The following is a 21,297-nucleotide window of genomic DNA, read 5'->3' on the forward strand; positions in this document are numbered from 1 at the left end:
CCAGCGGCATGTCCATACCCTGACTATTCGCCGCCGCTAGTTGTACTTTCTTCTTCCCCAGTTGCGGAATCACCGCCAGCAGACTCGCCGTTATCGAGATTGAGCAAAAATCTTGAGGTTGCTTTACCATCCTCCAGCGTTTCTCCTGCCACCGTGATTGTCGTATTCTTGGAAGCCCCGGAGATCACAAACAAGCCCTCTGGACCAATCTCATAGGTCAGCACATCGCCGTCCTTGGTTCCTCCAAAATACAGCTTATCGCCATTCCGGCTACCTTTTCTAACTTCCACCCAGCTTTCGCCGCTCGCCGTTATAGTAACCATGACGGGTGTATTCCCAGCATTTTGCACCTTATATTTGGTTGTGCTTCCTTGCTTACCGTCCGGTACAAGCGTCAACTCACCTGTTGCTTCATCCCCAGGCTCGCCCGTTTCGGTCCCTTGATTACCCTGATTATTTCCGGCATTCGTACCCGAATCGTTCCCGCTTTCGCTATCCGTACCGTTGTCGCCACCCACGGCATCCCCGTCGGTCTGCGGATTGCCTGTATTCCCCTTGTTGCTATCAATATTGCTATCTTGCGTTACCGGCGTAGGGTCCGGCTCATGTCCGTCCGCATTCCGGCTCGGATTGCCCCATACGGTAAAATACATATAAATAACGACAAGAATTAAAATGGCAAACGACCACATCAGTGTCGTAGACAGCCACTTCGAATTGCGCTCCGAATGTTGGCGGCTCCGGCGCTTCTGCATCACCGGCTCCATGGTCGCCTCGGGAGTCGCAGCGGGTACATGCTGACGGTGTTCGGCCAGCAGTTCATCCGCATCTACCCCAACCGTTTCCGCATATGTTTTAATAAAGGCCCGGACATAGAAGCTCCCCGGCAACACTTTATAATCACCCGATTCGATGGCTTCCAAATAGCGTTTGCGAATTTTAGTCATTTCCTGTACATCATCAAGCGACAAACCCCGGGCAAGACGGGCTTCCCGCAACTGTTGTCCCAAATCCGACACGGCCATCACCTCCTGCAATCATAGTTATGTTTGTTAGTCATTACACATCGTCTGTATAAATTGTCGTAAACGTATCGTATACGATTTGCTCCTCCGGATTGTTACGCAATTCAATAATTATATCAAAGTTGTCATAACTGTACTCCGATTCTTTCACAAAAACATCAGGATGCTCAATCACTTTGGTGGATGGCATCGTCATTAAATCCTGAAGCAACTGATAGTGCTTCTCGTTGGATCGCAAGGTACTGATAATCCCATCAATGATAAATACGTTATGCGGATTGACTTCATCCTCAGATAGCTGACTTCGTACCGTTTGTCGTAGCAATGTCGAGGACACAAAGGTCCACCGCTTCATGGCGCAAACGCTACCAGCTATGATCGATTCCGTCTTGCCAACGCGCGGCATTCCCCGAAGCCCGATCACCTGATGTCCTTCCCTCTTGAACAATTCCCCGAGAAAATCGACCAGAATGCCAAGCTCATCTCTTGTAAACCGAAACGTCTTGCGGTCATCGGAATCACGGTCGATATAGCGGCCATGACGAACGGCCAGCAAATCAACGAGCCGCGGATTGCGAAGGGCAGTCACCGTAATGCTGTCCACCTTGCTCAGAATTTTGCTGACTTGCTCGATTTTGCCATCATCATCGCTTTCCAATAACAGACCCCGCGTTTTGCCTTCTACACCGTTGATCGTCAAAATATTGATCTCCAGCATCCCTAGCATAGAAGCAATATCCCCCAAAAGTCCCGGGCGATTTTTATGTATTGTATACTCCAGATACCATTGTTTCTGCGTCATAGCCAAACACCTTCTTCAGTTCCTCATGCACCATTCGACAAATTAGGTCTTAATTCCTGCTTGTTTGTCAAAAAATCTCCAAAAGCTGGAGAATGATTTTTGACGCACGTATTTAACGGGCATGTGCATATGTGTTTTATGATATATAAAATGAAAATGAAAGGCAAGCCAATGGGATAAATGGGTGAAAAGCTCCCAGATCGGGAGCTTTTCAAGGGTCCAACTATGCGTTTTTCTTGGCCAGCTTGACCATCAAACGAGCAATGGTTTTCCGCTCTTCTTCGGTACCCACATCCCAAATTTCCTTGATGGCACGGTTGGATTCATTCTGTGGATCCACCTTGTGATCCAAGAAGCTGCCAATTTCGTAGGCCAAATTAGTGATGGTCTCATCGCTAAAGCCCACCTTCTCGGCATCCTCCACGCGCTCCCCAAGGAACTTCTTCCAGTTATCAAAATTTTTGAGTACTGTTGACATGATAAATCCTCCTTTGGTTGACGATTTAAGATCAACAGTTGTAATATGCGAAAATGCCGGTGGTTTTATGCGATGAAGAATTACCTCTTTAAGTAAGCCAACCGCCGTTGGGGCTGATGATCTGCCCCGTAATATACCCCGATTCCGGCAAGGCCAGGAAATAAGCGAGCGACGATATCTCTTCCGGCGAACCCAGGCGTCCGGCTGGAATTTCTTCCTCCAGTTGCCGCAGTTCCTCCGGGTCAAATCTTCCCATCATATCCGTTTTCACCGCACCTGGCGCTATAGCATTGACCGTCACGCCCGAAGGCGCCAGCTCCTTGGCTAACGCTTTGGTAAAGGCATTAACTCCACCCTTGGCCGCCGAATAGACCACCTCGCAAGACCCGCCGGAGATTCCCCAAATGGAGGAAACATTAATAATTCGCCCAAAACGTTGACCGATCATATATGGCATGAATAATTGCGTGCAGAGGAAGACGCTTTTCAGATTCACGTTCATCATATCGTCCCATTCCTCTTCGGTTACGTCCGAGAGCATGCCATAATGGGATATCCCGGCATTATTCACCAGAATGTCAGGATATAATTCATAATGATCAAGTCGTTCCTTCATTCTGACGATTTCTTCCCTGCTTCTCAGATCCGCTGCCATAGTGTAGGCCTTGGCCCCAAGCTCCAAACATTTACGGGCGACCTCATTGGCCGCCTCGTGAGAATTCATGTAATGAATGACCACATTCATGCCTACCGAAGCAAACCGCAGAGCCACCTCAGCTCCGATCCCCCGGCTTGCACCAGTAATCAATACGGTCATATCGCTGAACTTTTTTCCTCCCCCATGCAGCTGCTCCATTTAAGGACTCACCACGATGGACACCGCTAACTGCTCCCAATCCATGTGCTCGCGCAGCCGGGCATTCACCTCATCTAGCGTTAACGATTCATACAGTGGCAATATGGCGAACAAGTCCCCACCTCTGAACCGATAACGGGTAAATTCATGGGCAATGTTCTCCGGCGAGTTCAACATACGCAAGTAACCACCAATCTTCTTCTTGCGTGCCCGCTCGAAGTCCTCCTGCTTTAAGCCCGCGGATAACAAGGCATCTGCCTCCTCACGAATGACAGCAAGCAGTTGGTCCGGGTCCTTTGTATCCCCACCAATGGCTGAGAACGCGTAGTTCGGATTGCTATTGTATTCATGACCGAAGCTATCGGAGATCAGGTCCAGATCATACAGCTTCTGATACAGCTTCGTGCTGGCCCCAAACAACAAATCCAGTGCCAGTTTGGTCGTTAAATCGCGGCGCAGCAGTTCCTCACCACTTAATCCTAACTTGGTCTCCTTGAACCCGAACAAGCATTTAGGCTGCGAGACTGGTAAGCGCGATTCCCGACGTCTCTCCGAAACCTCGCCAGGTTCATCATCAAACAAACGATCGATGGCACCTTGCAGCTCATATTTCTTCTCCGCTTGATTGCGGCGAACCAGGTCGAATACATCCTCTGGCTGAACGCCCCCTACAACGAACAACAGCATGTTGCTAGGATGGTAAAAAGCGTTATAACACGTGTACAAGGTTTCCTTGGTAATCGTTGTAATCGATTCTACCGTCCCGGCGATATCAATGTGGACGGGATGCACTTTATACATCGCTTCAATTAATCCAAAGTAAACCCGCCAATCCGGATTATCACGGTACATGCCAATCTCTTGGCCAATAATCCCCTTCTCCTTCTCCACATTTTGATCCGTGAAGTAAGGATTCTGCACAAAATTAATCAACGTCTCCAAATTAGCTGGAATATTGTCTGTCGCAGAGAAGAGGTAGACCGTCTGATCGAAGCTCGTAAACGCATTGGCTGATGCCCCTTGGGAAGCAAAGGTAGCAAAAATATCGCCTTCCGGCTCCTCAAACATTTTATGCTCCAGGAAATGAGCAATACCGTCCGGGACGGCAATGTCTTCTTCGCCTTCTACACGGAAATGGTTATCAATTGATCCATATTTCGTGGAGAACGTTGCATATATTTTTTGGAATCCGGGTTTGGGCAGCACATAGACCTGCAACCCGTTATCCATCGTTTCATGATAAAGCGTCTCTTGCAACGCATCGTAACGAATGGTATCCATCCGGCTACTCCTCCTTCCGACCTGTCAAAAAGTATATCGTATCCAGTTGTACGGCTTCCGCCGCCTGCACGATATCCTGAACGGTCACCTGCTCGACTTGCTGCAGCAGTTGCTCAGCAGAACGCTCCTTGCCCGACAATACGCGGTTGAAGTCGTACGCAATCATTTCAAAAGCAGAATCCTGCATTTCCAGTAAACTGTTGCGGATCATGGCTTTGGTTTGCGACATCTCCAGTTCGCTGATCTCTCCGGCACGCATGCTGGCCAATTGCGCTTCGATAATTTGCAGGGCTTTCTCATAGTTAGCAATTTCGATCCCGGATTGAATACTTACAATCCCTTTATGACCATCAAACCTTGAAGATGCATAATAAGCCAGGCTTTCCTTCTCCCGAACATTGATAAACAGCTTGGAATGTGGATAGCTTCCGAGCACACCATTATAGAGTAAGGCAGCGGCGTAACGTTCGTCTCCATAGGTAATCGATGTTCGCATCCCCAGATTCAGCTTGCCTTGATTGACATCCAGTACTTCCTTAACTGATCTTACTTCTCCTGAGCTTAAGCTCACCTTCTCCGGCTCATACTGCGGAGTGGCTGAACGGCTCAAGCTAAAATGCTGAGCAACCAGCTCTTCCACTTCGGCCAGAGTTGTGTCTCCCACCACATACAAATCCAAATGAGCTTGCTGCAGCCATTCTTGATAAGCACCATAAAGCGATTCTGGTGTAATGGCATCCAGTTCGCTGCGTTCTCCCAGCGGGTGCAACCGGTAGGGATCGTTCTTGAACATCTCCTCCATGCAGCGCTCGGCGGCATAGCGAATTTTATCATTAATAATACCTTCCAGCTTCTTGCGCACCGATTCCCGTTCTGAATTGACATATCCCTTACGGAAGGCCCCATTCTCCAGAGCAGGCTTGGTAAGTACCTCACCTAGAAAAGCAAAGCTCTTGTCCAGTAATGATCCTTCACTTTGTACAAAGGAATCATTGATCGTGTCCATACGAAACTGAATAAGCTGATAGTTCCCGCGTTTATATACATCAAACCCGAACCCGGCTCCGTACAAATGCTCCAATTGCTCCCTGAACTGAGTCGTTTCCGGATAGGATTCCGTGCCCCGCCGCAGAACAAAGGGGGTAAGAGCCGTAGTTGTTACCTTCTGTTCATCCAGCGGCAAACCTGCGTAGAGGGATATCGCAAACGTCTTAAATCGGGTGGTCGGCAATACATGCAACCGAATATGCCCCACACTGCCGCGCTCAAATACCGTTTTGTTCAAAACGAAAACTCCTTTGCCAGAGACTTTATCAATCCTGAAATTCAGTTCCATTCTATACCAATTCAAAGGAAAGAAGCAACCTGACAACGACGGGCTGCTCCCTTCACTTCCTTTATTCAATTACATGCAGAAGATATGCTCCCCGATGGTCTTGACCTGTGGTCTGGTCCAAATCCATTTGGATGTGGCCGTATTGGGGTTGAAGTAGTACAAGCATCCGCCGCTAGGGTCCCAACCATTAAGCGCCTGCTGCACCGCCTTCCGTGCTGTCTCATTAGGCTCCAGCCAAATCTGCCCGTCGGCTACCGCAGTGAACGCACCTGGCTGAAAAATAACACCCGACACGGTGTTCGGGAAGCTTGGAGATTTAACCCGATTGAGAATGACTGCCGCTACAGCTACTTGTCCTTCAAAGGGCTCGCCACGCGACTCACCGTAAACGGCATTAGCCATAATCTTCAGGTCATTTTCCGATAATCCCATAGCATTGGACGGAGCCAGCTCGGATTCCGGCTTGGCCTTTTCCCCGGAACCTGCATTCCCGCTGCCCTTACCGCCGCCGCTATTTGCGTATTCCATGCCCGGCTTCCAATTTTTCGTAGCATTGTATAGCTTCAGCTTCGTTTTCGGACCAGCCAGACCATCGACCGTCATCCCGAACTCCGATTGAAACCATTTCAAAGCATCTCGGGTTTTGGAGCCAAACTGACTATCCAGCTTACCATGGTAAAAGCCAAGGTAGGATAACCGGCCCTGGAGCTCATACACGTCTTTGCCATATGCCCCGTAATCAATGATCTGATCGCTGAACGCTGGCTCCGCTTCCTGGGAGGGGAAGCCGCTGGCCTGAATTGTATGCCATAACGTACCTGCTCCGTATCCGATTCCGAACAGAAGCAGCACTAGACCGAAGGCTAACCAGATTTTCGCTTTATTCATACGTTTAGCTCTACCTTTCTTTTAGTGGATTAACAAGGATGGGTAACTTTAGTATGACAAGCACTATCCCTTCCTATGCACCCTAAAATTCAGACAAGCCAAACACCTTTTATTTGAAGCTAGTGGTAACTAACCATAAAATGATTGCTGTCAAAATAGATAAGATCGCCTTGCTCCTGATTCCATACCGCTTGCAAATGAGTTGGGAGCCTTATTCCATTAATTAATCTATAGTCCTTAAATAAAGCCGACCAAGGGATATGCCGTTGTTCACCATCCGTTGTAATCAAAGCCCTGTCCTCTGTAGTGAAAACCAATAGTTCCCCCTCTTCGCTGAACGTAAAGATGCCGCTGGCCGAGAGTCCTCCGTAGGTAATCGTCGCTTTGGCCTGATTGGGATCATCCATCGACTCCCAGACCACATACGGCTGCAAGGCTGCACTGGGCAAAATCAGACTTTCCGATAGAAAGGTAACGAGACACGCCCGATCCATCTCTTTTCCTTGCTGATCAAATAAGGATATCCACTTGCCTAATACCCCCTTCATTCCTCCATGGCCGCCAATATAGGTATCCAGTCCTTCAAAGGGAATGCCGTACATGGCTGCATCAATGTAAGCCAGTCTAACAGGCTGAGAAGCAAGATTATATTGCGTATAATCCATCTTCAGCTTCTTGTTTTGAGGTGACATCACAAAATCAACATCTTGGAAACTTATTTTCATGTAGGCCATCTTGGGCTGGCCTAGAAATCCGGAATATTTGAAATAGGCCCGAACCGGGGCTGGGAGTTCTTTGATATCTTCTAGTGTGAACTCATTGGACTCACTGAGCGCCAGGCTGCTGACATGATCTGCAGCCAAACGTACAAATTCAGCTTTCGTTCTGGAATGGGGCCATCCTAGAAGCAGACCCATTCCACTTACGAACAGCGCAACGACCGAAATCGTCAACCACATCCTTCTGTGCCTCCTTCTCATTACTTCTGCTCCATTTGGTTCACATTTATTGCCAGCTTCATCATCCCTTGGTACAGACCGTCCGTTAAGTCTCCATCGAAGTTGTCGAACAGTTCACTCATAAACCTCTGTTCCTTTTCAGCCCTGCTCTCAAAGTAAGCTTTGCATTTTGCTGTCAGATGAACTCTGACGATTCTTGCATCCAGATCATCTTTAACTAAACTCACAAACCCTTGCTTATCCAAAATAGTCGCCATTTTCTTGACATTTTGTCGCGAATTGCCCGTGATGCTGGCAACTTCGCTTAGGGTGGGAGCAGATGGCTCCATCTTCATGATGATGGCAACGAGCAGCCATTGTTTGAGCGTAACCTGCTTATCCAGTTGATCTCCCAGCACTTGCAACCGATTAGCCAAGGTTAGAATCCCCCCGAAGATATAAGCTTGTTTTTCCAATTCCTCCATCCTTACCCCTCCACATATAAGTAACTAGTTACCTTTATAATAGGCAACCAGTTACCTAATGTCAAATATATCGGCTCCCATAATAAAAAGCCGACATGCGGAAAATCCAACATGTCGGCTTTATCTTACCCACTCTTGCCCATCTTATATTGCTCAATCGACATCAACACTTCACGTGGTTTGCTACCTTCATAGGGGCCTACGATTCCCCGAGCTTCCATGGAATCAATGAGCCGGGCTGCCCTGGTATACCCGACACGCATACGGCGTTGCAAGAGAGAGACCGAAGCCTGCTTGGCTTCAAGTACAATCTGAACGGCTTGATCATACAGCTCGTCCAATACCTCTTCATGCTCCTGCACCTCGTCGTCTACCTCTGGCACCAGACTCTCGTCATATTCAGCCTGACCTTGGCCTCTGACGTAATTAACAATCGTCTCCACTTCCTGATCGCTCATAAAAGCACCCTGCACCCGAACCGGCTTCGAGGCTCCCATCGGCATAAACAGCATATCTCCGCGACCCAGCAGCTTCTCGGCTCCCGCCATATCGAGAATCGTCCGTGAATCAACCTGGGAGGACACGCCAAACGCAATCCGTGACGGTATATTCGCTTTGATTACACCGGTAATGACATCTACAGAAGGACGTTGCGTAGCGATAATTAGATGAATACCAGCGGCACGGGCCATTTGGGCCAAGCGGGCAATCGCATCCTCAACATCACTGGCTGCCACCATCATCAGATCGGCCAACTCATCGACAATGACCACGATATAAGGCAGAATCGCCTCCGGATTATCCTTCATCATCTGATTGTAACCTTCTACATTCCGAGCCCCCGATTTGGAGAATAACTCATAACGCTTCTCCATCTCGACAACGATCTTCTTCAATGCTAATGACGCCCTGCGCGGATCGGTAACAACCGGAGCTAGCAAATGGGGAATACCATTATATACATTGAGCTCAACCATTTTCGGGTCAACCATCAGAAATTTCACTTCGTCCGGCTTGGCCTTGAACAGAATGCTCGTAATAATCCCATTGATGCACACCGACTTCCCTGAGCCTGTAGCCCCTGCGACTAGTAAATGGGGCATCTTGGCCAGGTTACCCACAATAGTCTGTCCTGAAATGTCCCGCCCAAAGGCAATTGTCAGCTTGGACTCGGCATCCATAAACGTCGGGGTCTCCATCACCTCACGCATCGTAACTACTGAGACTTCATTATTCGGCACCTCAATACCAATGGCCGATTTGCCAGGGATCGGTGCCTCCATCCGAATATCCTTGGCAGCGAGTGCCAACGCGATGTCGTCCGTCAAGTTGACGATCCGGCTCACCTTTACCCCGATGTCCGGCTGAATTTCATAACGGGTAACCGCCGGTCCCCGCACAACCTCTAGCACCTTGGCACGAACACCAAAGCTTTCGAGCGTCGCTTCCAGCTTGCGTGCTGTCTGCATATAATCGGCCTGATCTCCAGCTTTGCCCGAGCCCGCCGGCTTCGCTAGCAAGCGGAAGGAGGGCAGCTTGTACGGCTTCGGAGCCGGCTTGGGTGGAAGAGGTGCTTCCAGAACAGCTTCACCACTGCCCTGTAGCTCTCCATCCAACGGTCCGTCTATTCCCTCACCCACGTTACCATGAGCTTCGTCCAGAACAGCGGATAAGTCAGTGTTTAGCTCCATGCCCTCGTCAAACGATGCCACTGGAGATGCAGTTGCGTCAAACTCGCTGTCATCCTGTTCTTCGTCGCTATGCAAGCTTTCCCGTTGAATATGATCGAAGAAATCACGAATAATCGGACCCGTATTCCCCTCAGACTCCCCGGTAAGATCCGGTCCGGCAGCTCCGAAGGATTCTGGTGTTCCTTTGCCCGCATAACTCAGCTCGTTCCAGTTGACTGCTCCCCCTGGTATGTCATGAGCCATCGTATCGGCTCCATGATTCCCAGCTTCTTCGGTCTCCGGGATGCTGGAGGTTTGCGTCTCAGGGCGCTCCTGGCGTCCCTTAAAACCAAACAACTGGAAGAACACCGGCTTCTTGCGAGCCGAGGCCATCGCGGGAACTTCTTCCTCGCTACCGGCAACGTACGGTTCTTCTTCCTCATCCTGCATCGCTTGCTCTGCCATTGCTACGACCGGAGCGGGCTTCTTCACCTTCTTCGCTCTTCCGCGAACCGGCACCGGACGAAGCATACGTATCTTCTGCCCCAATTGCTCACCCAGCGTGCCTAATTTGCTGCGCAGAAGACGGAACAAATCGACATAGGAAAGTCCGGTAATTAGCATAAAGCTGATTGCGAGCATGACGATCATAATTAATTTAGCTCCTGCCATACCAAACAAAGAGAACAACATTGCAAATTCCAAGCCGCCCACATAGCCGCCGCTTATGTCCAACCCAAGTAAGCTGAAGCCTGCATCTGGCGAAGCGGACTGGAACAATGCTCCCTGTAAATCACGGTGGATCTGTCCAAGAATGCTACCCGCTCCGAGCGATCCGGTAGGAGCGAGCTTCTGCCCCATGGCGGATATGGTGCTCATGAGCGAAAGGGCTAACACGCCCAGTAGCACCCCACTTCGCCGCGTATTCCAGCGATTGGGCCATTTCCGCTGAATCATTACGGACAGGCCTATGTAAATGCCAACCAGCGGTATCACAAAATAAAACTTGCCGAGGACCAGTGCTGCCATCTTGGACAATGTCCTGCCGACAGCCGCTTCCCCCGACAAAGCTATAATGGATAACGTAATCAGGATGATTCCGTATATTTCATATTTAAGCATGCTGCCCAGGGCAGCTTTCTTCTTCTTCCGTTTCCGTGCCAAAACGAAAACACCCCCCAGATGAATATTATACCATATTCATCTGGGGGGAACCTAGGAGGAATGCGGGCATATGTTCTTAATTTTGCTGTTTCGCCATAAGTACCGGGTAGAAAGCGATCTCTTGGCCCGGTGCCAAATCCGGATTCAGGTAATCGTCCAGTTGACAACGCAACAAGCGGATGATCGTAGCCCGATTACCTCCCTCCATTCTGACCTGCATTAGAATTCCCTGCATTTCTATCTCGTTGTAAGCCGCCTGGTTCTCGGCATTCTCCCAATAGACTTCTTCGGGTAATATCGTGTAATGAGTCATTGCGGCATCCCTCCTGGAGCCCCTGTTTGCCGCCTGGTATCCATCAACGATTGCAGCCGGGTCAGTCCCTCCCCGATCCCGCCGATGGCATCGATAAGGCCATACTTCACCGCGTCATTGCCTCCGACAGCGGTTCCGATATCCCGATTTAACTCGCCCGTCTTGAACATCAGTTCCTTGAAGCGCTTCTCCGTAATATGCGAGTGAGTGGTCACAAAGCGCACGACCCGCTCTTGCATCTTCTCGATATACTCGAAGGTCTGAGGAACACCAATGACCAGGCCCGTCATCCGGATGGGATGAATAGTCATCGTTGCGCTCGCCGCAATCAGAGAATAATCCGAGGCCACAGCAATAGGCACACCAATGCTATGCCCGCCTCCAATAACGACCGTGACGGTTGGCTTCGTCAGAGAAGCAATCATCTCTGCAATAGCTAGGCCAGCCTCCACATCGCCACCTACCGTGTTTAAAATGATAAGCAACCCTTCAATCCGTGGATTCTGCTCGGCGGCTACAAGCTGAGGAATCAGATGCTCATACTTGGTCGTCTTGTTCTGTGGCGGTAGCACCAGATGGCCTTCAATTTGACCGATAATCGTCAAGCAGTAGACATTGGATTCCCCCGGCGTTGGCACACTGGTCTGTCCTAGCTGTTGAATGATTTCGGGAACCGTAGCCTCCTTGGGCCCAGGATCGGCAACAGGCGGTGGTTGGATGGCGGGCAGCTCTGATTCTTCACGAGAATTTGGTTGATTTGGATTGGGATTCATGGTAAGCCTTCCTTTCGGTTCAGCCATTAGCCTTGTTAGAGGTAGTCAACAATATATAAGCTTTAGTATGCCGACAACCTTCCCGACTCTATACAGAAGAAAAACTCCCCAGCGCGCACAAAACAAAAAAAGCCCCCTCTCCCGACTGGTAACCGTCCAAAATTACCAGTGGGAAGAAGAGGCGACTGTGTGCATTTATCTTTGTATTTATACTTCCATGATGATCGGCAGGATCATCGGTCTACGGCGCGTTTGCTCGAACAGGAAACGTCCCAGAGAATCTTTAACATTCGTTTTCAGGGAAGCCCATTCATTCACATTTTCACTCATTAGCTTCTCAAGCGTGCTTGAGACAATACGGTTCGCTTCATCCAACAGCCCTTCGGACTCCCGAACGTAGACAAAACCTCTCGAAATAATATCCGGTCCTGACACGATCTTGCCGTCTTGCTTGCTTAACGTAACGACAACGACCAGTATACCGTCTTGCGATAACAACTTGCGATCGCGCAATACAATATTTCCGACATCACCCACACCCAGACCGTCAATGAGGACGTTCCCTGCAGGGATTTTGCCTGCCTTACGTGCCTGACCATTCTGAATTTCAATCGTTTCGCCGATATCGATCAGGAAAATATTCTCCGGATCTACCCCGACGGATTCACCCAACAGGGCATGCTTACGTAGCATACGGTATTCGCCGTGAATCGGAATAAAATATTTCGGACGCATCAAATTCAGCATCAGCTTTAATTCTTCTTGACTACCATGACCAGATACGTGAACTCCCGAATTGGAGCCACTGTAGATCACTTCCGCTCCCAGACGGAACAGTTCGTCAATGGTTCGTCCCACATATTTCTCGTTACCCGGAACCGGCGTAGCCGCAATTATCACGGTATCTCCTGGCAAAATATCAACCTTACGATGTGTCGAGCGCGCCATGCGCGTCAGAGCGGACATGGGTTCCCCTTGGCTACCGGTGCATAAAATAACTACACGATCTGCAGCCATCTTGTTAACTTCCTCCGGCTCAATCAATATGCCGTCAGGAACATTCAGATAACCAAGCTCGCTTGCGATGTTCACTACATTCACCATGCTCCGACCGATAATTGTCAATTTGCGATCCGTTGCATAAGCTGCATCAATCACCTGCTGAACCCGGTGCACGTTGGAAGCGAATGTAGCCACAACCACACGTTGCTTCGCTTTATAGAATATATCATTCAGCACAAGGCCGACATTTTTCTCCGAAGGAGTGAAGCCTGGTTTTTCTGCATTGGTACTATCCGACAAAAGAGCTAACACGCCATTCTTGCCAATCTCGCCCATTCGGTGCAAGTCTGCATATTGATCATTGACTGGTGTATGATCAAATTTGAAGTCCCCCGTGTGAACAACATTGCCTTCCGGTGTTTCAATACATACGCCGACCGAGTCGGGAATACTGTGGTTGGTACGGAAGAAGCTGGCCTTCATCGTCGAACCCAGTTCAATGACGGAATCGGCATGAATGAGTATCCGCTTGGTCTCGCCGAGTAATCCCGCTTCCTTAAGCTTGTTCTCCACCAGCCCTAAGGTCAGCTTCGTCCCGTAAACCGGCACGTTCAAATTCTTCAGTACATAAGGCAATCCGCCAATGTGATCCTCGTGTCCGTGCGTCAGCACAATCCCTCTTACTTTGTCACGGTTCTCCGTCAAGTAAGTGATATCGGGAATGACGATATCAATGCCCAGCATGTCCTCTTCCGGAAATTTCAAGCCGGAGTCAATGACTACAATGTCATTGCCATATTGGACGACATACATGTTCTTCCCGATTTCTGCGACGCCGCCCAAAGCGAAGATCGTCAATTTTTCATTATTCATTTTTTTAGACAAGTCTATCTAACCCTCCTAATTTATTGGACGTTGTTTTCTTATTTCATATGGAAATGGCTCCGATCACTGCATGGCGACAACATATTCGCAGGAATAAACAACCGCCTCGAATATATGGACGGTCTTGCCGAGTCTCAAAGTCATTATCTTCATAAAAATTCACCGCACCCAGTCACTTGACACCATTATACATGATTATTTTGGCAAAACACAAGTCAGATAGGTTTACCTCTCTTTAACATTACCTTGCTCAACATGAAAAAAACCGATGCCTTCTAAGAAGACATCGGTTTCTGGAAGTACAGCACAGATTTGGTTGTGGAGTTTGCTCACTTTATAATAAGCCGCGAATGCGAGACGCTTCCTGCTCATTTGGCGGTACCAGTGGTAACCGCACCGAGCCCACCGGATGGCCCATCTCGTTTAATGCATATTTGACCGCTACCGGATTTGGACACTCGAACAGCCCCTTGAATAACGGAAGCAACTTACGGTGCAGCTTGCCCGCCTCCTCCACTTTACCCTCCAGGTAACAATGGATCATGTCTTGAATGGAACGGCCAGCAATATGGCTGGCTACACTGACAATTCCGTAAGCCCCTACGGAAATGGCCGGCAATGCACAAGAATCATCGCCAGAATACACTCTGAAATGAGAAGGAGCTGCCGCGACCACAGACGCCACTTGGTCCAGTGAGGCACATTCCTTAGTAGCTACGATATTAGTGATTTGAGCCAGACGCAACGTCGTTTCTGCGGTCAGACTGACAGCCGTACGGCTTGGCACATTATATAACATCACCGGGAGCGTTGTCGCCTCTGCTATCGCCTTGAAATGCTGGTAAAGCCCTTCCTGATTTGGCTTGTTGTAATAAGGAGCGACCAGCAATATGCCATCAGCCCCTTGCTCTTCAGCTTGCTTGGTTAAATGAATGGAATGAGCCGTATTATTGCTGCCTGTACCGGCAATGATCTTGCAACGCCCTGCCGCATGCTTCACGGCGAAAGCGAACAACTCCAGCTTCTCCTCGTCCGTCAGAGTTGGTGATTCCCCCGTCGTACCACAGACCACAAGACTATCCGAGTTCTGCTCCTCCACCAAGTAGTCAATTAAGCTTGCCGCTTGGTCCCAATCTATCTTTCCTTGCTCATCAAAAGGCGTTACCATGGCTGTAATCATTCGTCCAAAATCAATCACGCCATTCCCTCCTCCCATCTCCCGCTGTGCGATTTATGTTCATTTCATAATCCCTGTTGTTTTATTACCGTGCGAGTTCGAACTTGGCATGCAAGGCTCGTAAGGAATCAACCATGTCATCCTTATGCACAAGCACCCAAATGGTGGTGTTGGAGTCCGCTGACTGCAGAATCTGAATGCCTTGATCCGTTAAAGCCTCAACAATATTGGCCATGATGCCTGGAACCCCGTTGATGCCCCCGCCAATCACAGATACCTTGGCACAGCCCGAACATATTTGCGGTGATAGCTTCAAGGCTTTGAGTACCGCCAGTGCCTTGTCCGCATCCTTGTCAAAAACAGTATAAACGACCCCCGACGGGGTCACATTAATAAAATCGACGCTGATCGCGTTTTCCGCCATCGCTTTAAAGACCTGAAGTTGCAGATGATGGACTCCCGTATCCGCAGACTCGACGCGAATCTGCGTAATGTTAGCCACATAAGCAATGCCTGTCACGTAGCGGTCAACCACACCCATTTGCACATCCCGAAAGCCTTCCGGGTTAGCCACCAAGGTTCCCTCTCCCTGCGAAAACGTGGAGCGTACGCGCACCGGAATGCCCGCCTGCATGGCAATCTCGACCGCACGCGGATGAATGACCTTGGCACCTTGATGCGCCATATTGCATATCTCTGCATAACTGACATACTCTAGCGGCTTGGCATCCTCCACGATTCTCGGGTCTGCCGTTAAAATGCCGTTCACATCCGTATAAATATCCACCATCTCGGCATGCAGAGCGGCCCCAAGCGCCGTTGCTGACGTATCGCTGCCCCCGCGTCCAAGCGTCGTAAAGTCTCCGCTCTGGTTCTGTCCTTGGAAGCCTGTTACGATGACGACGTCCTTATGCTTCATTTCTTCAAGCACTCTGGTTGGGACAATATCTAGAATTCTTGCATTGCCATATTGACCGTCCGTGCGGAAGCCTGCTTGTGCTCCAGTCAGAACGACTGATGAAATCTCCCGTTCTGTCAATAGGCTGCAAAGCTTGGATGCCGATATAATCTCTCCGCAGGCCATCAACATGTCCTGCTCCCGAGGCGGCAAGCTCCCGCCCCCTTCGGCTACCAATCCAAGCAACGTATCCGTGGCATAAGGATCACCCTTACGTCCCATGGCCGACACCACTACGACGAGCCGGAAACCATTGTTCAGCTCCCGGCGAATGTGTGAAACGACATGTTCCCTGGCTGCTTGCGTAGATAGAGACGTGCCGCCAAATTTTTGCACCAAAATGCGCATGGGTATTCCTCCAGTTAATAAATGCGGAGTAAAGCGATGACTTCATTCCGTTTGTTCAAATGCCAGGGGCACCAGATGGAATCAATTGTACCGTTCCCCCTGGTCCCCTGGCTTTCTGATCTCTCCGCAATCCTACAGCATTCCGAGCTGCGCCCCCAGAGCAATCTACAGGGCACGTTCCACCTGTTCCAAGTACACTGATTCGGAATCGCAGGGCTTCCCCCGCGATATTCATGTTCTGTTGCTCATCCGGTGCGTAGTTTCTCTTCCGAAACACCACTGTATGATGAATGCGACGAAATTCAAGCATGAAAGCGTTCAATAATTAAAGGTTGAAGCTGTTTGCCTTCCAGCGCCGCATAGCAAGCCTCCGGCACCAAACTCATGTCCGCTACCAGCGAGTTAGGTTTGGCTGTAGGATTATCTTGACCAAACGGCACGAAGTACACATTCTTCGCTACAATTAGCTTGGCGATATTCGCCAGATTAAATCCTAAACCGTCGTTGGTGGACACTGCAATAACTAGCGGCCGTCCATTTCGCAATTGCGCCTTCGCCGCCATCAATACAGGACTGTCCGTTACGGCATTCGCCAGCTTGCTTGTTGAAGTCCCTGTGCAGGGAGCAATAACCAAGACATCAAGCAATTTGCTTGGACCAAGCGGCTCAGCCTCCACAATTGAAGAAATGATATCATTCCCGGTAATATCTTTCAACTGTTTCCGCCAATCTTCCGATTTACCAAAACGGGTGTCTGTCATCAGCACCGTATGGGATATGATCGGCACCACCTTCGCGCCTCCGTCCACAAAGCGCTGAACCTGCGGCATAACCTCGGCGAACGTGCAATGCGAGCCCGTAATGGCGTATCCTACCGTTTTCCCTTGCCAATTCACTCTTCATCCCCCCGTAAATGATACTCTTCCAAAATCGACTGACACGTCGTATTGGCCATAATGATTCCAGCCGTTTTGGGAGCAACGATTCCGGGGATGCCGGGAGCCAAAATTGCCTTGATCCCCCGCTTCTCCGCGAAGCGGAAGTCCGTTCCTCCGGGAGCGGAAGCCAGATCAATGACAACTGTTCTACGGGGCAATTTCGAGATGATTTGCGCTGTGACTATCATAGTCGGAATTGTATTAAAAATCAAGTCAACTTCCCCGATATTCGCAGCCAAATCCCTTGTTGCAAAAGGCTTCCAGCCCATTTGCACAGCCCTTGCCACATCGTCCTCCCGCCGCACTCCAACCTTCACCGTTGCTCCCAACCCTTGCAATGTGCTGGCCAGGGTAAATCCGGTTCGTCCCATACCCAGCACGATGCATGTCGAGCCATGAATCGTGATATCCGTATTCTGAATCGCCATCATTACAGCGCCTTCGGCCGTAGGAATAGAATTGTAAATAGCGATATCATCACGTTCCAGCAACTCAATAATACGGAAACCATGCTCTGTTCCCATTTGCTTGAGCAGCTTCTTGGCAATGCCTGTATACACCAAGGTGCCTTGCCGAATAGACGAGAACCACTCCTGCTCAATGACAAGCTGTTCTGCCGAGAACGGTGCCGGAATGGCGCCTTGATCATCACAACCGGTTACTGGAAGTATGATTACATCAGCGTTAGCCAGCAAAGCAGGGTTTATCTTCTCCTGAGATACTCCCGTAAGCGGAGGGTTCAGCCGGTCGAAGCCAACGACCGATACTCCAGCATCCAGTTCCACGCATTTATTAATGACTTCTACCTGACGGGCGTCTCCACCAAGGAATACAATCGATATTCCGGTCAGCATTCGCAGATGGCACTCCTTCCAAGCAACACAGTATAAACCATCTTATGCCGCCAGCCGAAATGTGGTGAAACGCAAAAAACCTTCAATGATATCCGCTCAAGGCGGTCATTGAAGGTTTTCTATTGGGACCTGCTATTCCTATTTCGTTCCCGTATGTCCGAAGCCACCCGCTCCGCGGATAGTCTCAGACAACTCGTCCACCTGGATAAGTTCTACTTCAGGCACAATTTGAAAGACCATTTGGGCTATGCGTTCATTACGGCGAATGACAAAAGCCTCCTGGCCGAGATTTGCCAGCAACACCTTGATTTCGCCGCGATAATCCGCATCGATCGTTCCTGGCGAATTTAGGCAGGTAATCCCATGCTTGTAAGCCAGCCCACTGCGTGGACGGATTTGTGCTTCCAAGCCCCCGGGCATAGCAATAGCAATCCCGGTCGGTACGAGCAAGCGTTGTCCCGGCGCCAGCGTCAATTCCTCACTGACGGCGGCATACAAGTCAAAGCCCGAGGCCAGCTCTGACATTTTACGTGGCAATTCAATATCTTCGTTTCCTGCTAGACGATGGATTTGTACTTCAAATGACAAGTTCATCTCTCCTTATTCCGGATATCACCCGATCGGACGTGCCTACCATAGCTAATGAAAACGGCTGTTGGAACATTCCCTTCAACACCGCATTGACATCATCCATAGTTACTGCCTCAATGCGAGCAATCATCTCATCTAATGTATAATGGCGCCCTAACATCAGCTCATTTTTGCCCAGTCGGTTCATTCGGCTTCCCGTGCTTTCCAGACTGAGAATCAAGCTGCCTTTCAGTTGCTCTTTCCCTTTAATCAATTCCTTGTCCGTCATTCCGTTCTTAGACACATCGGCCAATATCTCCTTGGTCAAATCGAGCACTTCTTTGGTCTGGCGTGGTGCAGTACCGGCATATACCGTAAACAATCCGCTATCGGCATGAGAGCTGTGATACGAATAGACCGAATAAGCAAGTCCACGCTTCTCACGGATTTCCTGGAACAACCGGGAACTCATCCCGCCACCAATGGCATTATTCAGCAAAGCCATCGCATATTGCTTGTCATCACCGATTCGCAGACCCGGGAACGACAGGCAAATATGATTCTGCTCCGTCTTCTTGCGCCGATACTCCAAACCTCCCAGGAAGGCTGGAGCACTAGATACCGCGGCCTCTCCCCGATTGGAGAAATCCCCGAAGTATTTCTCAAGGAGCTCTATAACTCCATCATCGATATTGCCAGCCACACTGATGACCGTGTTCTCAATTGTATAATGCTCCTGCATATATTTTCGCAGATGCTCAGAACTCATCGTCCGAAGCTTCTCCTCGGTTCCAAGGATCGGCAAAGCTAGCGGATGTTCACCATAAGCCGCCTGAGAAACCATATCATGCACGATATCGTCCGGGGTATCTTCATACATTGAAATCTCCTCGACGATTACGTTCTTCTCTTTACGCAATTCTTCCTCATCAAGCAAGGAACGGAAGAACATATCAGACAACACATCTACCGCAATCGGCAAGTGCTCATCCAGTACCTTCGCAAAATAACATGTATATTCCTTGGAAGTGAACGCGTTGACATTCCCGCCAATCGCATCAAATTGCTCAGCGATATCTTTGGCGCCAAACCGCTGCGTTCCTTTGAACAACATGTGCTCGATAAAGTGGGATATTCCGCCTTGTTCAGGTACCTCGTTACGCGAGCCGGTCTTCACCCAAATGCCAAACGATACCGATCGGCTGGTCGGTATGCGCTCCATCACCACCCGAAGGCCGTTTTTTAATTGTAGCTTATCCATCTAAGGCCCTCCTTCAAAGTTTTGCAACCCGCAAAACCCGTTTCCAAAAAAGCATCATAAATGCATTCCTATCCTATCAAAAAAAGCGAGCAAGCTCAACTTTACGGTTGCTCTACCCGGTCTGAAGAGAGCGTTTGCTCCACCGTTCCAAGGGTCAAACCCTTGCTACGTATCACCTTGACCATATCCTTTAGCGCATCCCGGCTTGAAGCAGTTGGATGCATCAACACCAAGGAGCCAGCGGCAATCTTGCTATCGATTTTAGAGACGATAGCTGAGGCCGGTGGCTTCTTCCAATCTACCGTATCTACCGTCCAGAGGACCGTCTTCAACCCTTCCTCAGCAGCAAGCTTGACCGTCTGCTGATTAAAATCTCCCGAGGGTGGCGCAAACCAACGATTCTCTACACCAAGCCGCTCCTGAAGCAGATTCTTGGTCTTTGTAATTTCCAGGCGCGCCCGTGTAGACTCCAATTGGCTCATATTCGGGTGCGAATAGGCATGGTTTTCAATCTGATGCCCGCGTTTTTTGATTTCCAGGGCCAGTTGTTCATTTTTGTTCAACCAGCTTCCATCCAGGAAGAAGGTTGCCTTGGCCCCCATCTCGTCCAACGTATCCAGCATCGGCACCAAGAATTCATTGCCCCAAGCCACATTGATCATCAGAGCGACCATCGGTTTATTCGGATTGCCTCGATAAATCGGCTGAGGACCCAAATCATCCAGCATTACCTTGGGGGTAATTTCCTTATACACGTACGGAATTGGCGTATCCTTGGGCAAGCGCTTCGCCTGCTCGTAAGTCCGCTCAATATCAACTTCCTGACCGTTATATCCGGGAATCGCCTTCCATACCCGGTCTACCACGGCATCCACCGGCTCTACTCGGCGCTGAATAGCAGCCTGACGAATTTCGCGAAGCAGGATTTCCTCCCTAGATAACGTATCGCGACCGTCGCCTGTAACCTGCGTAACCTTGCTGTCTTCCCCATCAATAAGGCCAGTCAGCAATCGAAAAGCAAAACTATCAACTTCCGTATTATTCCCACGCTCCACGAACGCGCGGACTCCCGCAAACTGCCCCAATATCATGACTAAGGCAATACATATTGCAATAATGGCAAACTTGTTCCGATCCATGCAAAGGCCCATCCCTTTCCTATGGTTGTTGTCCCCATCTTATGTTGACAAGCTCGGGATTATGCAACAACCAGGCAAGTCTTAGCCCACGACATTCAGGAAAAACAGCATTAAAAAAGAGCCAGAATAAATATTCTGTCTCTTTTCCCGCAGTCT

General features: G+C 49.6%; 21 protein-coding genes. All 21 read right to left on the reverse strand.

The annotated features are described in order from the left end of the window. Positions 1-23: 23 nt before the first annotated feature. The 21 genes from BN3279_RS20310 to BN3279_RS20405 all read right to left on the reverse strand — a co-directional run bounded on the left by BN3279_RS20310 (position 24) and on the right by BN3279_RS20405 (position 21,141). Positions 24-1,019 carry a helix-turn-helix domain-containing protein gene (locus tag BN3279_RS20310; protein ID WP_059053423.1) on the reverse strand — a complete coding sequence of 332 codons (996 nt, stop codon included), beginning with the start codon at positions 1,017-1,019 and terminating at the stop codon, positions 24-26. A gap of 40 nt (positions 1,020-1,059) precedes the next feature. Further along, entirely contained in the window at positions 1,060-1,827 is a 768-nt protein-coding gene (locus BN3279_RS20315) for a DUF3388 domain-containing protein (RefSeq protein ID WP_059053425.1), read from the reverse strand. A 223-nt stretch (positions 1,828-2,050) separates the two neighbouring features. Then, positions 2,051-2,305: a DUF3243 domain-containing protein gene (locus BN3279_RS20320; RefSeq protein WP_059053426.1), complete on the reverse strand. Its 255-nt coding sequence runs from the start codon at positions 2,303-2,305 to the stop codon at positions 2,051-2,053. Between the two features lie 88 nt (positions 2,306-2,393). Continuing rightward, entirely contained in the window at positions 2,394-3,161 is a 768-nt protein-coding gene (ymfI, locus tag BN3279_RS20325) for an elongation factor P 5-aminopentanone reductase (protein WP_059053428.1), read from the reverse strand. Continuing rightward, entirely contained in the window at positions 3,162-4,442 is a 1,281-nt protein-coding gene (gene yfmH, locus BN3279_RS20330) for an EF-P 5-aminopentanol modification-associated protein YfmH (RefSeq protein ID WP_059053430.1), read from the reverse strand. It abuts the gene before it with no gap. 4 nt (positions 4,443-4,446) lie between these two features. After that, entirely contained in the window at positions 4,447-5,727 is a 1,281-nt protein-coding gene (gene yfmF, locus BN3279_RS20335) for an EF-P 5-aminopentanol modification-associated protein YfmF (RefSeq protein WP_059053432.1), read from the reverse strand. A 120-nt stretch (positions 5,728-5,847) separates the two neighbouring features. Beyond that, a complete protein-coding gene (gene sleB / locus BN3279_RS20340) occupies positions 5,848-6,666 on the reverse strand; it encodes a spore cortex-lytic enzyme (protein ID WP_059053434.1) in 819 nt (272 codons plus the stop codon). 119 nt (positions 6,667-6,785) lie between these two features. Beyond that, on the reverse strand, positions 6,786-7,625 hold the full coding sequence (locus BN3279_RS20345) for a DUF6544 family protein (RefSeq protein WP_059053435.1): 840 nt from the start codon (positions 7,623-7,625) through the stop codon (positions 6,786-6,788). Between the two features lie 20 nt (positions 7,626-7,645). After that, the gene (locus BN3279_RS20350; protein ID WP_059053437.1) at positions 7,646-8,089 is read right to left on the reverse strand and encodes a helix-turn-helix domain-containing protein; all 444 of its coding nucleotides are present in this window, start codon (positions 8,087-8,089) and stop codon (positions 7,646-7,648) included. Between the two features lie 125 nt (positions 8,090-8,214). Beyond that, positions 8,215-10,923 (reverse strand): FtsK/SpoIIIE family DNA translocase, encoded by a 2,709-nt coding sequence (locus BN3279_RS20355; protein ID WP_059053439.1) that lies wholly within the window; start codon positions 10,921-10,923, stop codon positions 8,215-8,217. A 76-nt stretch (positions 10,924-10,999) separates the two neighbouring features. Further along, positions 11,000-11,236, reverse strand: coding sequence for a YlzJ-like family protein (locus BN3279_RS20360; RefSeq protein WP_059053441.1), 237 nt, complete (start codon positions 11,234-11,236; stop codon positions 11,000-11,002). Next, a complete protein-coding gene (locus BN3279_RS20365) occupies positions 11,233-12,009 on the reverse strand; it encodes a ClpP family protease (protein WP_059053443.1) in 777 nt (258 codons plus the stop codon). Before BN3279_RS20365 ends, BN3279_RS20360 begins: the two co-directional genes overlap by 4 nt. A gap of 207 nt (positions 12,010-12,216) precedes the next feature. Then, positions 12,217-13,896 carry a ribonuclease J gene (locus BN3279_RS20370; RefSeq protein WP_059053445.1) on the reverse strand — a complete coding sequence of 560 codons (1,680 nt, stop codon included), beginning with the start codon at positions 13,894-13,896 and terminating at the stop codon, positions 12,217-12,219. 334 nt (positions 13,897-14,230) lie between these two features. Next, positions 14,231-15,094 carry a 4-hydroxy-tetrahydrodipicolinate synthase gene (dapA, locus tag BN3279_RS20375; RefSeq protein WP_187377824.1) on the reverse strand — a complete coding sequence of 288 codons (864 nt, stop codon included), beginning with the start codon at positions 15,092-15,094 and terminating at the stop codon, positions 14,231-14,233. Positions 15,095-15,158: 64 nt separating this feature from the next. After that, the gene (gene dapG, locus BN3279_RS20380) at positions 15,159-16,379 is read right to left on the reverse strand and encodes an aspartate kinase (RefSeq protein ID WP_059053447.1); all 1,221 of its coding nucleotides are present in this window, start codon (positions 16,377-16,379) and stop codon (positions 15,159-15,161) included. A gap of 55 nt (positions 16,380-16,434) precedes the next feature. Beyond that, positions 16,435-16,689 (reverse strand): hypothetical protein, encoded by a 255-nt coding sequence (locus tag BN3279_RS24085; protein ID WP_187377825.1) that lies wholly within the window; start codon positions 16,687-16,689, stop codon positions 16,435-16,437. Beyond that, positions 16,682-17,275, reverse strand: a complete 594-nt coding sequence (locus BN3279_RS20385; protein ID WP_059053449.1) for a dipicolinate synthase subunit B — start codon at positions 17,273-17,275, stop codon at positions 16,682-16,684. Before BN3279_RS20385 ends, BN3279_RS24085 begins: the two co-directional genes overlap by 8 nt. Beyond that, complete coding sequence (gene dpsA / locus BN3279_RS20390; RefSeq protein WP_059053451.1) at positions 17,272-18,171, reverse strand: dipicolinate synthase subunit DpsA; 900 nt, start codon at positions 18,169-18,171, stop codon at positions 17,272-17,274. Before dpsA ends, BN3279_RS20385 begins: the two co-directional genes overlap by 4 nt. Positions 18,172-18,309: 138 nt before the next feature. Next, a complete protein-coding gene (dut, locus tag BN3279_RS20395) occupies positions 18,310-18,759 on the reverse strand; it encodes a dUTP diphosphatase (RefSeq protein ID WP_089153493.1) in 450 nt (149 codons plus the stop codon). Then, positions 18,749-20,002 (reverse strand): M16 family metallopeptidase, encoded by a 1,254-nt coding sequence (locus BN3279_RS20400; protein WP_059053454.1) that lies wholly within the window; start codon positions 20,000-20,002, stop codon positions 18,749-18,751. The genes dut and BN3279_RS20400 overlap by 11 nt, the downstream gene beginning before the upstream one ends. Positions 20,003-20,103: 101 nt before the next feature. Beyond that, complete coding sequence (locus BN3279_RS20405; RefSeq protein WP_059053456.1) at positions 20,104-21,141, reverse strand: polysaccharide deacetylase family protein; 1,038 nt, start codon at positions 21,139-21,141, stop codon at positions 20,104-20,106. Positions 21,142-21,297 lie beyond the last annotated feature (156 nt).

It is taken from the genome of Paenibacillus senegalimassiliensis, assembly GCF_001486585.1.
Taxonomy (GTDB): Bacteria; Bacillota; Bacilli; order Paenibacillales; family Paenibacillaceae; genus Fontibacillus; species Fontibacillus senegalimassiliensis.